Origin of the sequence: Peribacillus sp. ACCC06369 (assembly GCF_030348945.1) — a bacterium.
Lineage (GTDB): Bacteria > Bacillota > Bacilli > Bacillales > DSM-1321 > Peribacillus.
Map to the genome: position 1 here is coordinate 2,092,018 of NZ_JAUCEN010000002.1, position 15,556 is coordinate 2,107,573.

Annotated in this window: 11 protein-coding genes and 1 pseudogene; 10 read left to right on the forward strand and 2 right to left on the reverse strand. The window is 36.9% G+C overall.

The genetic code is table 11. The features are described from left to right. Positions 1–5: 5 nt before the first annotated feature. The 5 genes and pseudogenes from QUF78_RS11140 (at position 6) to QUF78_RS11160 (ending at position 5,366) form a co-directional block, all read left to right on the forward strand. Positions 6–755: an HAD family hydrolase gene (locus QUF78_RS11140; RefSeq protein ID WP_260357368.1), complete on the forward strand. Its 750-nt coding sequence runs from the start codon at positions 6–8 to the stop codon at positions 753–755. A 238-nt stretch (positions 756–993) separates the two neighbouring features. Further along, the gene (gene nagB / locus QUF78_RS11145) at positions 994–1,737 is read left to right on the forward strand and encodes a glucosamine-6-phosphate deaminase (protein ID WP_289324687.1); all 744 of its coding nucleotides are present in this window, start codon (positions 994–996) and stop codon (positions 1,735–1,737) included. Positions 1,738–1,951: 214 nt separating this feature from the next. After that, positions 1,952–2,830, forward strand: a complete 879-nt coding sequence (locus QUF78_RS11150; RefSeq protein ID WP_289324688.1) for an aldose 1-epimerase family protein — start codon at positions 1,952–1,954, stop codon at positions 2,828–2,830. A 974-nt stretch (positions 2,831–3,804) separates the two neighbouring features. Then, positions 3,805–4,794: pseudogene (locus tag QUF78_RS11155) on the forward strand (IS110 family RNA-guided transposase); the annotation flags it as partial. 128 nt (positions 4,795–4,922) lie between these two features. After that, positions 4,923–5,366, forward strand: a complete 444-nt coding sequence (locus QUF78_RS11160; RefSeq protein ID WP_289324689.1) for a hypothetical protein — start codon at positions 4,923–4,925, stop codon at positions 5,364–5,366. Positions 5,367–5,582: 216 nt separating this feature from the next. Here the strand turns inward: QUF78_RS11160 and QUF78_RS11165 are convergent, their stop codons facing one another. Further along, positions 5,583–6,821 carry an IS110 family RNA-guided transposase gene (locus QUF78_RS11165; RefSeq protein ID WP_289324650.1) on the reverse strand — a complete coding sequence of 413 codons (1,239 nt, stop codon included), beginning with the start codon at positions 6,819–6,821 and terminating at the stop codon, positions 5,583–5,585. A 656-nt stretch (positions 6,822–7,477) separates the two neighbouring features. On the opposite strand from QUF78_RS11165, the gene QUF78_RS11170 reads away from it, so the two are divergent. Further along, positions 7,478–8,197, forward strand: a complete 720-nt coding sequence (locus tag QUF78_RS11170; protein ID WP_144553238.1) for a UTRA domain-containing protein — start codon at positions 7,478–7,480, stop codon at positions 8,195–8,197. A 39-nt stretch (positions 8,198–8,236) separates the two neighbouring features. Here the strand turns inward: QUF78_RS11170 and QUF78_RS11175 are convergent, their stop codons facing one another. After that, entirely contained in the window at positions 8,237–9,964 is a 1,728-nt protein-coding gene (locus tag QUF78_RS11175) for an amylo-alpha-1,6-glucosidase (RefSeq protein WP_289324690.1), read from the reverse strand. Positions 9,965–10,074: 110 nt separating this feature from the next. Between QUF78_RS11175 and QUF78_RS11180 the strand changes: the two genes are divergently transcribed. The 4 genes from QUF78_RS11180 (at position 10,075) to QUF78_RS11195 (ending at position 15,077) form a co-directional block, all read left to right on the forward strand. Then, a complete protein-coding gene (locus tag QUF78_RS11180; protein WP_289324691.1) occupies positions 10,075–11,559 on the forward strand; it encodes a PTS transporter subunit EIIC in 1,485 nt (494 codons plus the stop codon). Positions 11,560–12,015: 456 nt separating this feature from the next. Beyond that, positions 12,016–13,358 (forward strand): IS3 family transposase gene (locus tag QUF78_RS11185; RefSeq protein WP_289324692.1). Its coding sequence is split into 2 segments (ribosomal slippage): positions 12,016–12,457 and positions 12,457–13,358, totalling 1,344 coding nucleotides; the frame shifts between segments, so codons are not numbered across the junction. A 237-nt stretch (positions 13,359–13,595) separates the two neighbouring features. Continuing rightward, positions 13,596–14,702 (forward strand): hypothetical protein, encoded by a 1,107-nt coding sequence (locus QUF78_RS11190; protein WP_289324693.1) that lies wholly within the window; start codon positions 13,596–13,598, stop codon positions 14,700–14,702. A gap of 219 nt (positions 14,703–14,921) precedes the next feature. Continuing rightward, on the forward strand, positions 14,922–15,077 hold the full coding sequence (locus QUF78_RS11195) for a hypothetical protein (protein WP_289324694.1): 156 nt from the start codon (positions 14,922–14,924) through the stop codon (positions 15,075–15,077). Positions 15,078–15,556 lie beyond the last annotated feature (479 nt).

A 15,556-nucleotide genomic window follows, 5' to 3' on the forward strand; every position in this document is an offset into this window, starting at 1 on the left:
ATAGTATGTATCGAATTGTTTTTCTGGATATTGATGGAACTATTTTAAACTCTAATGAACAACTTGAAGAAAGACTCATTGAAAACATCATTAAGTTACAACAAAAGGGTATATTGGTAGCTTTAGCTTCAGGAAGATCTTTGGTTGCTTCAAAAATATATGGAGAAAAATTTAGATGCTCGATATATGTAACATACAATGGGAGCTTTGTCATTTCGAATAATGAGGTATTATATGATGTCAAAATACCATCACAGTTAGCTTTTAATTTATGCAGCAAAACGAAAGAATACAATGGTGCTTATTTTCATTTTTCATATAAGACTTCCCGTTCGAATCGTCCCCAGCCTGATATTGAACATTTACTGCCACAAGCTACACAATCTAATCTTACTGATACAAATCGCGACGCTCACCGCTTAGCCCTTTATCTTGATTCTACTAAAGACCGTGAATCCCTTAGAGCTGAAATAACGGATGAATATGTTTTTGATGAAGGCAATCGATTGGAAGTTTATCCGGTTGGATCTAAATGGTCTGGCATTATACCTATCTTGAATCGGCTGGGAATTTCTGCGAGTGAAGTAGTGGCAATTGGTAATGGCATAAATGATATAGAGATGCTAGAAGCAGCCGGATTAGGAATCGCTATGGGAAACTCACCTGATTACGTAAAAAAATGTGCGAATTTGATAACTGAGGATAATGATCACGATGGTGTTGCATTAGCATTAGAAGAAATATTTAATTTATAAGCCATTAATCAATAAGTAACAAACCATGGTAATGGTCCCACGGTCGAACCCTAATGGGAACACCTACTTATAAATAGTTTGCAAAAAATAAAAATAGTTATTGGAAATAAAGAAGCGTTATAGATACCTCAGCAATCTTAGGCAACTTGGAAAGTGTATGAGACCTGAGTTCGATAATAGTATTTAAAGGAACGTAGGATAAAACGATAATTTTTTCTAAAAATTTAGGAGTGTTAAGATGAAACTTGTTAAAGTTAGAAATCCTGAAGAGATGAGCGCTTTTACAGCAAGACGAATCATTGAAAAAGTAAGTTCTTCCTCTATGTTATCACTTGGTCTTGCAACAGGGGGTACACCTGTTGGTACTTATGAATTTTTAATTGATGACTATAAGAAGAAAAAAACAACCTACAGGCATGTTTTTACGTATAATCTAGATGAATATGTTGGATTAGAATCTAGCCATCCAAATAGCTATCATTATTACATGTATAATCATTTATTTAATTACATTGATATACCAAGCAAAAATGTAAATATTCCTAATGGTATGGCAAGCAATCTGAAACAAGAAGCTATAAGCTATGAAGCAAAAATAGACAAAGTACGTGGTGTGGATTTACAACTGTTGGGAATCGGTGAAAACGGACATATTGGTTTCAATGAACCTGGAACAGCGCTAAATATGCCAACACATGTGTTGGCTCTTACAGAGTCAACCCGGCAAGTAAATGCACGTTATTTTAATAATTATGATGAAGTACCAAATCATGCAATCACAATGGGCATATCAACTATTTTAAAAAGTAAAGAAATAATACTTCTTGCTTCTGGAGAAAGTAAGGCAGAAGCAATATACCGCATGTTTACAGAAGAGGTAGGTAGTAACTGTCCAGCTACTGTACTAAGAAACCACTCAAATGTGGTAGTAGTTGCAGATGAGAAGGCCGTCTCCAAATTGGAACATTATTTGTATTGTTAATGTTTATCTGGGGTGTTTAGTTCTAAAACCTTAATAATGTTCATTTTCATAATGTAACTATTTCTGTCCGAGAATAGTTACTTTTTTTGTCTTTGTTTCCTCTTACTTTGTGATGAAAAGATATATATCGTTCAAAAGGTAGATGAAAGATTGCAAATCCAATGTTATATAATAAGTGCGAAAGAATCAATAACGGAACAGAAAGGAGCCTGCAATGATAGTCCTTGAAAATGAAGCATTAAAAGTAAGTATCTCCACTTCCGGTGCAGAAGTACGTGAGGTTCTAAATAAAAAAACAGGGCTGAGTTATCTGTGGAGCGGCGAAAGCACGCATTGGGGAAGAGTGTCGCCGATTCTGTTTCCAATTGTTGGGCGGTTAAAAAAGGATCAATATAAGCTGAATGGAAAAACATATCACTTGTCGCAGCACGGTTTTCTGCGAGATGTTGGATTTACTGTTCAGGCGCAGCATGTAGATCATGTTTCTTTCTGCTTTGAGTCGTCTGATGATTTTTTGGATGTGTACCCGTACCGGTTTCAGGCAGTAATTCACTATGCATTGAAGGAGCAGTCACTGAACGTCCGCTGGGAAATTAAAAATGAACAGAAAGAGACAATGTATTTTTCCATTGGAGCTCATCCTGCATTTAACGTGCCGCTCACAAGCGAGGAAAAAGCGGAAGAGTATACGTTAGCTTTTACATCGGCCATTGGCAAACGCGTCACGCGATATGAACTGGCCAAATCATTGATCAAAGAAAAAGAATCGGCTGAAACGATTGAGCCGATCTCTATTCAAGCGTCTTTATTTAAGAATGATGCATTTATATACAGTCACATTGACCATGTTTCGCTTTTATCAGACCGGACAGGTCATGGAGTTGAAGTTGACTTGGCTGCTTTTCCATTTGTCGGAATATGGTCGAGCTACAATCAATCAAATGGCACGATGGCTCCGTTTGTATGCATTGAACCTTGGTACGGTCTTGCCGATACGGAAGACACATCTGGTCAGTTAAAGGAAAAAATAGGAATTAATAAGCTTGAAGCAGGCGGCTGGTTTGAAGCAAACTATACGATGACATTCATTTGACATTTTTTAGAGTATGACAAAATAAAAACATACTAAGATTAGTAGCACAGACCAAGGCCATTGTTTGCTACTATATTTTGTAGTAGAAGTAAATAAAAGGTCGAGTCAACCACTAGAGTTATTTTTGGATATAAACCTCATACTTTTTCTTATAATGTATTTACATTCTGTTCTTTCCCATTTAAACTCTAAATCAAAAATGTTGATTTGAAGACATTCAAAGTTACCATTGCATTTCACTAATCATCATCTTACAATCCCTTATAAATATGGTTTGGACAATGATTACATCAGAAGCTAATCAAACCTCATATAAAATAGGAAGAAAGACATTTTAGACGTAAAAGTACACTTTTATAAACATGCTAAACAGCCCTTGTCTATTAATAGTAAGGGTAATGCTGTTTAGCATGTATAGTTTCTCTAAGGAATAGAGAGTGTAAGCTTTTTACTAGTGTCTAATTGACGCGGGTAAAATCGTTATTTATAAAATGTAGATGATGTATTTCTTAAATACTTTTTTTGGTTTTTTATACTTTATGACTTTACTGTTGAACAAATAAAGATTTGAGGGAGTTGAAGAAGGAGATATATTAGGGGTACCGCCAGCAAATCGGAAAAAAAACACGCTAAGAAAACTTTTGAATGAGAAAAGCCGATTTTTCCTACGCTAAGGAATGATCGGCTTTTCTATTATTGGGGTCCGGTAGCTTTACGATATTTATTCTTATAACTTGAAATAACGAAGGCTATGAAGAGTATGTCGTGCGAGTACAAACATCTTCTTTTCGTTTTTTTAACGTCCTTTACAAAGGGTACAGTTTAAATATCTGGCTGACCTTATAATACGAAAGGGGCAGCATTCCTGTAATACTGAAAATGAGGTTTGAACGGAAAAAGACCTCTTGATAAGATGAATGTGTCCTAAGCTGGCCAGCTAAAAAGGACAAAAACATCTATTTGGAGGTCTCACAATGAATTATAACCAAAATCACAAAATCTCTCAAATTACTTCTGAAACCTTAATAGTCGGAGTAGATATCGCCAAGCACAATCATGTCGCGAGAGCACAGGATTTTAGAGGATTGGAACTGGGTAAAACGTGTTTTTTTGAAAATACGAAAGCAGGATTTCATTCGTTTCTAGATTGGATTAACCAACTTGTTAAAGGGTATAATCTAAATCAAGTGATTGTAGGCATGGAGCCAACCGGTCACTACTGGTTAAATCTAGCTCATCTTCTAAAAGAGAATAATATTAAGTTCGTATCTGTCAATCCACTACATGTTAAACGAAGTAAAGAATTAGACGATAATTCACCTACAAAGAATGACGTGAAAGATGCAAAAGTCATCGCACAGTTAGTCAAAGACGGAAGATACGCCGAACCGACAATTCCACAAGGAATTTATGCAGAACTCCGAGTGGCAAAAAAACTTCGCGATCTTCTCAACGTTGATTTACAGGTCGTTCACGGACAAGTTCATAACTGGCTTGATCGTTACTTTCCCGAATTTTTGACGGTGTTCAAAAGTTGGGAAGGCAAGACAGCTATTCATTTTCTAAAGCTAGAAGCCTTGCCACATGAACTTGTAAAGTATACGGATGAAGAGCTCTTACTTTCTTAAAGACGAGTGGTAAAACGCAGTATAGGCTTAAAGAAGATACGAGCACTTAAAGGAGTAGCCAATCGTTCGATGGTATTCGTCAAGGGGCAGCTATGGCGAAATTAGAGTTGAGAGCTTTACTAGAGAAGTATGATTTTATTCAAATGAAATTCGAAGAATTAGATCATCAATTAGAACAGTTATTAAGACCATATCCCAGGTGTCACACAGATGTTAGAGGTGTCAGGAATCGGTCGAGATACAGTAGCAGGGTTTTTCGCAGAGGTCGGCGACCTCAGAGACTATCAACATCCTCACCAAATTGTAGGGAGAAAAGGTACTGGAAAGACAGCCAACCTTATAAAACTTAAAAATGAGCTCTCCTCGGGGCAGGTTAGTTGAATACGGAAGGACTATTAGAAAAATTACAGAATAAATAAGATTAGAGAAAAAAATTAATTAATTGAACAATAAGGAGAATTTAAATGAATAAAGCTCGCAACAATAAAATGAAGAAAACGTGGAAGTTAATTGGCATATTCATAGTACTCTTCTTTGTTTATTATAGCTTTTTTTATTTTCCAACTGTACCAACCGCTTCGATAAAAAATGAGCATAAGACATATGAATTGAAAGCAAAAGATTATGATTATAGTGCTTTTGGCAAAAGTATTACAAAAAATCTTACTTATAAAAGCGTAAATGAACTAGATACATATTTACAAAATGAACCAGAAATGACGGTCATTTCTAACCATCATTTTACTTATAAAAATAGTGCATCAACTACTGCTACGAACATATTTTTTTACAGTGAGATCGAAATAAAGTTATACCACGTTTTGAAACCGAATCAACCGTTCAATCCATTTCAGAACCTGGTCATTATATTCTTGAATACTTATCTGAATTTGAATCAGGAAAAGTAGCAAGTTATTTTGTTAAGATTAATGTAGTAAAATAATAAAAATATCAAAGAATTGAAGCAAAAAATCTGAAATTCCTTATGTAACTAAACCAGCCAATAGTTTGTCAATATTTTTCAATAAAACCTTAAAATATTTCATGCTATACTAAATTTGTGCATACCAAATAACCTTCCAAGTTTCTGTGTTTGGAAAGTTCTGGGTGGTTTAGTTATACTTTCAAACTAGCCTATCTTGGAAAGGTGAGTTGCTTTTTAAAAGTGCATAAATCCAATGTAAGAGTTTATTGGCACATGCTATCACAGCTACTTTAAAGGGCTTTCCTTCTTCACGTTTCTTATCATAAAACTCTCGTAATCGCTTGTTACGAGGGATGATTTCATCTGTCGTTTTCTTCTTGCGACAATCACGAATGGCACATTTAACAGCCATATACAAGGCGTGTCTTAGTCTGCCAGAACCTCTTTTGGTAATCCGATTTACTGTGCCTTTAAATTTACCTGATTCAAAGATACTTGGATCAATTCCGGCAAATGCCACTAGTTTTTTAGGGTGATTAAACCGTTCAATCTCTCCAATTTCAGAAATAATCGTTGCAGCGATTTTTTCACCGATTCCAGGGATGGATTGGATAATCTTATATTCTTCAATTTCTTTTGCCAAAGCATCTATCTCGTCTTCAAATTTGGATAGGTGCTTTTGGTATTCTAGAAGCATTTTTATATACATTTCAAGGCTTAAAATGTGACTCTGATATAAGGTTCTCTGAAAAGGGTTTCGAGCTGAGGCAGCCGTAAGTTTCTCTGCCTGTGTATTCGCCCACTTTTTAGAACGACTTGGACAAAGTTCATTAATCCTATTTGCTACAGTTTCTTCACCGACTGCTAATATGTCTTCAGAAGTAGGGAATTCTAATAGAGTAAGCAAAGAAACAACCGAATACAAATCTCCAAAAACCCCTCTATATTCAGGAAATACTTGATCAAGAACAGCCTGGAACTGTAGTTTTGTTTGTACATAGATACCTGTTATATTTTCGTGTTGTCTTGAAAGATTACGAAGATTTAAGAGTTGTATCCCTCGTTTTTTATAAGGCTCTAAATCCTCTTTATAGTACAGCTCGCAGAGGTGACGTGCATCGATTATATCTGTCTTTACTTTGCGTAAACTTGAGCTCTTCGCACGATAAGAAATGAGTGGGTTAACGACAATTAATAAGTAGCCTCTCTCCTCAAAATACTGTACAACTGGCGTATGATAATGCCCCGTGGATTCCAATACAATCGGAGGTTTGATTCCTGTTTTATTTTCTATTTTTCTCAGAAACTGAAATAGCGTTTCTAATCCTTCAATGGTATGTGTAACTTTGAAACTGCCTTGATAAGGCTTCTTCTTTTCCAAGAATGCTTGAACCTGACTTTCACCTTTAGCTACATCCAGACCAACCACTGGATTCATTTTTTATCTCCTCCAAAAACATAATATTTGCCGGTAACCCCTAATCCTTCTTGCAGTATCATAGCTTCGCTTGTTATACGAGATCTTGGTCCCAACCAGCCAAATCATGTTTAAGCAAGTAGGGGGCGAACTGTTTAGTTGACGGGATCTTAAGCCCCACGGGCAGGTACGTTCTACCCCGGCTACCGTTATATTAAAACTATATAAAAATTGGTCAACCAGAAATATCTGGCTGACCTAATAATACGAACGGGGCAGGTTACTTGAAGGGGTACCACCAGCAAAACGCGGATTTACAACGTTAAGGGAATTCGGAAACAAAAATAGCCGGTTTTCACCACGATAAAGTGTAACCGGCTGATAGCTATCATTGGTTTAACGGTCGTAATGACTCTAAGGTAGTAACTCCTTTTGGGTCAAAACGATACTCGCCAAGAAAGTTGATATGCTCCCATCCCAATGGAGCTTTCAACTTTTTTGAGCTGATACTGTAGATCAGGGCCAATTAATTGAATAATGTTTATTGAATAAACAGGCATCATTAACTTAAGAAAAGTAATGTATAAAGTTTTAATGATATACTTAAAAAAGGAAAGTGGGGAGACATTATGTGTACTCCAAACTTACTACATACAGATAGGGCATAGGAGGCTGTCATGCCAAGAACAAAGTACGTAGAAATATATGAAGATTTAAAAAAGAAAATTGAACAGAATGATTATCAGTATCAACAACTCCTTCCTTCAGAGAATACATTGATCATAGAGTATGACTGCTCAAGAAACACATTACGAAGAGCAATCGGAAATCTTGTAAACGAAGGGTATGTACAAACCAAGCATGGGAAAGGTGCCCGCGTGATTTATCAAGATTTTAAGGGAAATGAATATATGTTTGGTGAGACGGAAACGTTTAAGGAGTTTGCTATTCGAAACAATAAGAAACATCGGACAGACGTCACCGTCTTTGAGGAATTGGTTGTAGATGAAGGCATTCATGAGCATACCAGGTTTCCAATCGGTGTTGAAGTGTATCACCTGAAGCGTGTCCGTTATTTAGAAGGCAATCCCGTAATTATGGATTATAATTATTTTAGGAAAGATATTGCTAAAGGATTAACGATTGAGGTAGCAGAGGATTCCATTTATGAATACTTAGATAGAGAGCTGAACCAACGGGCGGTCACTGCAAAGCGGAAAATGGTGGTAGAAAGAACTACTGAGATGGATGAGAAATATTTAAAATTAGATGGGTTTAATAGTGTTGTCGTTGTGACCAGTCATGTTTTTAATGCGGATGGAGTGATGTTTGAACATACTCAATCAAGGCATACTCCGGGTAACTTTGTGTTCTTCGACCAAACACAGCGAAAATAAGAAAAGTGTATGAGATGAAGTTCTCATACACTTTTTTAATTAATTTGCCAGTTTTGATGCTAAATGGATAAACACGCTGGACGTCCACGTATGGGCAAGGTCTCGCAATCCTTCCCCCGTTTCAGCATGGAAGTTTTCCGCAAACCCTCCATATTTACAAAGCTCTAGGAACTTCTCGGTTACTTCATTTGCTAATTGTTGTTCGCCGCATTCTTCAAATGCTTCTATAAACAAGAGAGTGGTAGGAGCCCAGATTGGTCCTCTCCAGTAAGCGTCCTCCTCATAATAAGGACTGTCGATGGCTTCCGACGCAATTCCCCACTTTGTTAAATACCTTTCGCTCTTTAGAAGATTGAGGATGTTCTTTTTAGCAGCTTCAGGAAGTTTGTTTCCCAAGATAATTGACATTAAAGGCAGGATTCCTTGGCTCTCAATTACTTTACCGTCTCTTGTAAAGCGAGCAAATGGAAGGTCCTCAATAAGGAAATAGTCGCAAAATTTCTGCATGTATTTTGTGGATTGTTCTTCCCAATATTTCTTATCTTCTACTTTATCAAGTTTTTCTGCCACAACAGCCAGCATATCCATCGACTTAATCAAGAATGCTGTTAAGTCTGGTGAGTCGATGATGTTTGCATCTCTGAACACCGTGCTGTTATCCTGTCCGGAATCATTCCCGTGATGGTACTCGCAAATCCCGTCGCCATTGAAATCTTTGTACTGAAGATAAAATTCTACATGTCTCTTGATTTGAGTATATATTCTCTTTAATTGTTCAGTAGTCAATGTCATTTTTTCCATCATTTTCAACACGAATAACCCTTGTACGGGAGGCTTGGAGAAATTCCAACGGATGGTCGAATCGCTGAGGGAACCTGGAATTTGTCCGTTTACGTCCTGATAATCGAATAATAACTGAATTTGATCCCATGCGAGCTCATTATCAACACCAGCAAGTGCTAATGCGTTGAAGGCATTATCCCAACTCCAAACACCTGGGAAATTTGTATTCGACATATACATGGCTTTTCTCTTCAACAGCCCTTGTTCATTCACAATACATGTCCAATTCAGATAAGCAGCTTCCCTTAGGGTTTTTTGATACCTTTCGAGAACAGCAGGCTGTTTAGATAAGAATTCTAGAAAATGATTCGTGCTCTTATCCAATGCTTCTTCAAACTTATACTCCCTTTTTACTGGAATTGCCCCACTTGTAGGAATGTCTTCAATGACACATAAAAATTTATCTGACTCATCCGTTGAGGTGATTTGGATACTCGACAGGTTATCTGCTTTGTTTGTGCTGCCTGTCGTATCCATGAATACGTTTTGTTGAAGCATGACTGATCCTTGAGGTGCAAAGATCATGTATTTGGTCAGATTCTTGTAGCTATTGACAATGCAGTAGTCTTCACCGGTTTTTCCCAAAAGATAGTTATATTCGAAATTGAAGATTGGCTGGGAATCAAGTGTTAGACCTACTTTTTCCCCTCGGCCTTGTACAAAGATTCTTTCAGCATCTTCAAAGCATACAAAGATTTCCCCACCATTAAATGTCAGGACAATCTTAAATTCATCGGCTTCATAGGTGTACTCAACTGGAGTCCCATTTATTGTTGGGATGATTTTAAGAGCATTTTGATGCTGTTTTGATTTGCCTCTTACTGAATTAATATAGAGCCCATTTTTCTCTGGGGTCTGGCTTTCTTGGTAAGTGAGAGCCATGTAAGAACCATAATGACTCATAGGTGTCATTCGTATATCCAAAGTGAGCACTCCTTTTTACAATTTTTCTTGACAATTTATACTGTACTAAAATAAACTTGTTTAAACAAGTTAAAAATTTATGTAAACGCTTAAGTAGAGGAGGTTATCAAATGGATTTTAAAGATCATGTATCCAGCATCATAAATAATATCGGCGGGTCAAAAAACGTCATTAATGCATCCCACTGCGTGACAAGGCTACGCCTGGTATTAGTAGATGAAAGCCTGATCAATAAAGAGGCGTTAGAGGAAAATGAACTGGTGAAGGGGACTTTCTCAGTGAATGGCCAGTTTCAAGTCATTATTGGTCCAGGGCTTGTAGAGAAAGTGTACAATGAGTTTGTAAATCAGACCGGTACAGAAGAAGTAAGTAAAGATGAAATGAAGAAGATTACTAGTGAAAAAGGGAACATCATTCAAAAAGGTGTCCGGGTCTTGGCAGACATCTTCATTCCGATCCTACCGGCAATCGTTGCTGCAGGTCTTTTATTAGGATTAAATAACCTTCTGGCAAACTCTGGTATTTTCTATGACAAAAAATCCTTGTTGGATGTGTATACGGGCTGGACAGGATTTGCAGAATTTATCAATGTCATTGCCAATACGGCATTTACATTCCTTCCTGTACTCATCGCGTGGTCTGCTGCTAAGAAATTTGGTGGGAATCCATTATTAGGAATCGTGTTAGGTCTATTATTAGTGCATCCTTCATTAATGTCTGCTTATGCGTATGCAGAAAATCCAAGTGAAGTGGAATACTGGAGTCTATTTGGATGGGACATTGCCAAAATCGGTTATCAAGGACAGGTTCTTCCTGTTATTTTTGCGACATGGGTTTTAACATGGTCTGAGAAACGTTTGAAAAGCTTCATTCCAGATAATTTACAAATGTTATTTGTGGCACCGATTTCATTAGTCTTCGCTGGCCTCTTAACATTCGGAGTCATCGGGCCGATTACGATGACAGGTTCAAACTGGATTACGGATGGTATTCTTTATCTGTTTGAAGTATCCCCTGCGTTTGCCGGAGGCGTGTATGGATTTATTTCCGGTCCTCTTGTCATTACTGGAATGCACCACATCTTCTTAGGAGTGAATTTGCAAATGGCCGGTACACTTGGCTATGTTACTTTATGGCCGATAGGGGAAACGGTTACACTAGCTCAAGGCGCTGCTGCGTTGACTATGTTCTTTATTCTGAAGCAAAATCAAAAATTAAAAGGTGTGTCACTTACTGCAACGTTATCCGCATGGCTTGGGGTTACTGAACCAGCGATTTACGGGATCAATCTTCGATTCAGGTATCCTTTCATTGCCGTTATGGTAGGAAGTGCATTCGGAAGTGCGTATCTAGCAGCACAAGGTGTGAAAGCTACTTCTGTCGGAGTGGGAGGAGTTCTATCTTTCCTTTCTGTTTATCCGGAACATTGGAGCGTCTATTTCATTGGGATGGCCATTACATTTATCATCACCGTTACGTTAACTTTTGGGTTCTTTAAAAGTAATTTATTTAAGGCTGATAAAACTATTGAAAAAAAAACAGAGGATAAGGGTAAAAAATCTTTAGAATTAAAAACGCTATCAAAAAACGTTTAAAGGTAAATGATTAAAAACCACTCACATATTGTGCAACAAAGTTAACCTTTAATAAAAAGATTCAATATTAGTAAGTAATGGATAATCTCATGAAATGAATGTAAAACCTTTCGAAAAATGTGCTATAAGGGATAGAACAGTTAATTTTTAGAGGGAAATATATTCTTGAACATGGTTAGAATTATCATAGCAATAGTGGTTATTGTTCTATCAGGTTATAGTCTAATAAATCAAACCTTGGAGTTAATGGCGTATTATGTGTTTTCCTTGGGGCACTTATGTTGGTGGCAGGATTAGCCAAACTTTAAAAAGACAGAATAGGATTTTGGGGGTATATGAAGATTACTATCTCTTTATTTATTTTCCTTGCTTCCATAGGATGCACTAAAGAGACCACGATAATGAACTGCACCCCAATTGTTAGACACCATCTAACAATAGGAGGTGCTATTTTTTATGACAAAATATTCATTAGAGTTGAAATTAAAAGCTGTCCTTGCTTATTTAGAAGGAGCTGACTCATTTAGAACTGTCGCCAAACAATTTAATACCAGTTCGACTCCTTTAAAGCATTGGGTGGCGCATTATAAAGAACATGGTATAGAAGGGCTAATGTCTACCTATACAAATTATGATATTAGCTTTAAGATGGATGTACTAAACTATATGAACGATTTTGGAGTGTCTAGTACCCATGCAGCTGCTGTGTATAACATTGCTTCTCCTTCTACTATTAATAAGTGGCTAAAGCAATTGGAGGAGAACGGGGTTGACGCTCTTGAAACGAATAAAAAGGGGCGTCCATCCATGAAAAAAGAAACGAAGAAAAAGCCAGTAGAAGGGTCATTTGAGGCGTTACAGGCAGAAAATGAACGATTACGTGCAGAGAATGCATATTTAAAAAAGTTGAGAGCCTTAGTTCAAGAAAGCGAAGCGTCCGAACGCAAAAAGCGAAAGTAGTACATGAACTAAGGGGAGATTTTAATTTAAAGCTACTTCTGTCCGTCGCAAATCTCGCACGGAGTACCTATTATTATTGGATAAACACCTTCGGGCGTCAGGATAAATACGAAGAAATAAAGCCAGTTATCAAAGAGATATTTCATACGAATAAAGGGAGATACGGGTATCGACGCATTACATTGGAATTACGTAATAGAGGGATTCAAATGAACCATAAAACGGTTCTTCGATTAATGAAGGAGTTGGGGCTAAAGTGTCTGGTCCGTATGAAGAAATACCGTTCATACAAAGGCAAGATTGGAAAGGTTGCTCCCAATATTCTCAATCGCAATTTTAAAGCAACAAAGCCCAATCAAAAATGGGTCACGGACGTAACTGAGTTTCATTTATACGGTGAGAAGTTGTATTTATCACCTATTCTCGACTTATTTAATGGAGAGATCATTGCTTACAATATCGAATCACGTCCTATTTATCCCTTAGTCTCCAAGATGCTGGACCAAGCCTTTATTCGATTGGAATCGAAAGATTCCCCCATTCTTCATTCGGATCAAGGCTGGCATTACCAAATGAAATCTTATTCACAAGCCCTGAAAACACATGGTCTTACTCAAAGTATGTCCCGAAAAGGAAATTGTTTAGAGAATGCGGTCATTGAAAACTTCTTTGGCTTACTAAAATCTGAATTACTTTATTTACAGAAGTTCGAAAGCATGGAGCATTTCAAACAAGAACTTGAGGATTATATCCATTATTATAATCACCGACGAATCAAAGTGAAATTAAAAGGCATGAGCCCAGTAGATTACCGGGTTCATGCCCTCAGGGCTGCCTAATTAAATAAAGTGTCTAACTTTTTGGGTTCACTTCATAAGTGGTCTCTTTTATTTCTTCAAAAAATCAACATTATTGTTTAACAAAGCCTAACAAAAAAAGATACGGCAGGTAGGAAATAAAAACTGGCAGTTATTTATTTAAGTACTCTGAATAATCATAGTGCTTTTATGGTTCAATTAGATTAAAATGAAGCAGGATATCTTTACTAAACGAGAGAAAATAGGGGATTTATTATGATGAGCAAATGTATTTTAGCAGCAAGTGTTATCTCAATCGGATTGCTTGGAGCTTGCAGTCAAACAGAAAAAACAGAAGATACAAAGGCCACGGCTGTGGCAAAAGAAGAAACGGAAACTGTAGTTTCAAAAGAATGGAAAGATTTAACGGTGGCGAATGATATAATTGAAGGACCTCAATCAGCAAAAGAGTTTATTTCGATGTATGACGAATCTTTCAATGCAAATGTTGAAATCGCGTTTAATCAGCGAACTGAAGATGTCTTATCTACTATCGAATACTACTACTATGAAGAATCTATATCTCTAGATAACTCTCTTCTAGATTTACCTATCGTAGTCGAAGGCGAGTCCATAGAAAAAGACTTCAAAAATATGAAGTCTCTATCGTACATCATTAAAGGAGAACAAGCCAAAGTTTTAGATGGGGTTACCTTACCAAAAAGTCATCCCTCGGAATATGATGAACAAAAGTATTGGAATCCACCGACTAAGAGAATGAAACAAGCTATCAAGTACATGAAAGGCTTGTTAAATGACCTTGATATTGCAATAAGCGAAGGTAAAGGAGAACTGACTGGATACTCATACCAAGCTGGTGGTAAGAAAACCGACGAACTTGAAGAATTTATCAAAGGTTCTAATCAAGATAGAATAGATGCTCGTGAAGCAGCTATCACTCCAGAGCTCAAAAAAGTGGTTAAAGATAATTTCGAGTATTTTGACAAGATTCTCAATAGCGATTACTTCTACAAATCTCGAAATGCTGACGAAAACGACCCAATTTTTGACGAAGGTAAAGAGGATGTTTGGCTAACTGAAGAAATCAAATCAGAAGTGAAAAAAAGAGCTGATGAAATTGAAGCTTTAATCCCAACCAAAAGTAGTACTCTTGATCGAGATTTAGGAAATGTTGTTGGAGAAATGAGAACAGGATTTGATTATGAAAATGGTGGAGATATTTACATGCCTCATAGAATCCTTTATGGCTTACATGCCGGTATGAATGGATATAGATATGTTGAACGAGACGAAAATGGAAGAAAAAGACTTGATCCAGAAGGGAATTGGACAGAAACTTTTACTGATGAAGAAGTAGGTTATTAAAAGAAGAAATCGATCGGTAGTTCGAAATCTGTTCCAAAGCTGGCACATATTGTATATACGATTTTACATAAAAAAACGAGCCTACGATCCTTGTTATTCAGGGAAGTAGGCTTTCATTATCTTTCGTATTGTGAGAAAAAGATATTCAACCTTTAACGAGACCTGCTTAAAGGGGAATGTTGATGAGTTCAACAGATAAATCGAGAGGGGAAATCAACGTTGAAAAAAATAATTATTACTTTGTTGGCAACAAATCTTTTTACAAGTATCGCAGCAACACCTTCTAGTATTGTAAAGGCAGAAGAAACGTCATCTGTTGTAGCACCCGCTGCGCTGGATCTCACTCATTCCCCGGCTATTATCCAATACGGTTAATAGGTAAAAAGCAACCTGGAAAATCGACTTGCGGCTCAAGTCCTTTCCACATGGACTATCTGGTTTCCGCAATTGCTCACTACAAAATAAAGAGAAATTTTCCAAATAGATACAAAATCGACACAGACTACTTCCTAACAAACTTCTTTTGGTTCCCTCTCTCAGCTAGAATTTCTTTCCCCTACTTAAAAACATTTCAATTCTGATACTTTACAATCCTGAGAGATACTAAGACGTACGTTTTTAATGAACTAATTCTCTATCACTCTAATTGTCCTAAAAAAACTATAGTTTCAGATAAGGGTACAGTACAGTCAGAAAAATGTGGATTTATAATGTTTAGGAAAACGCAGTTGCCTGAATATCCCCCCTTAATATATAAAGCCGTGTTAAAGAATATAATACCACTCTATCATCATGGATTAATAGGTGAGGCAAAATCATAACATCTGGATCATTCAACTTTAAAAGAAGATCTA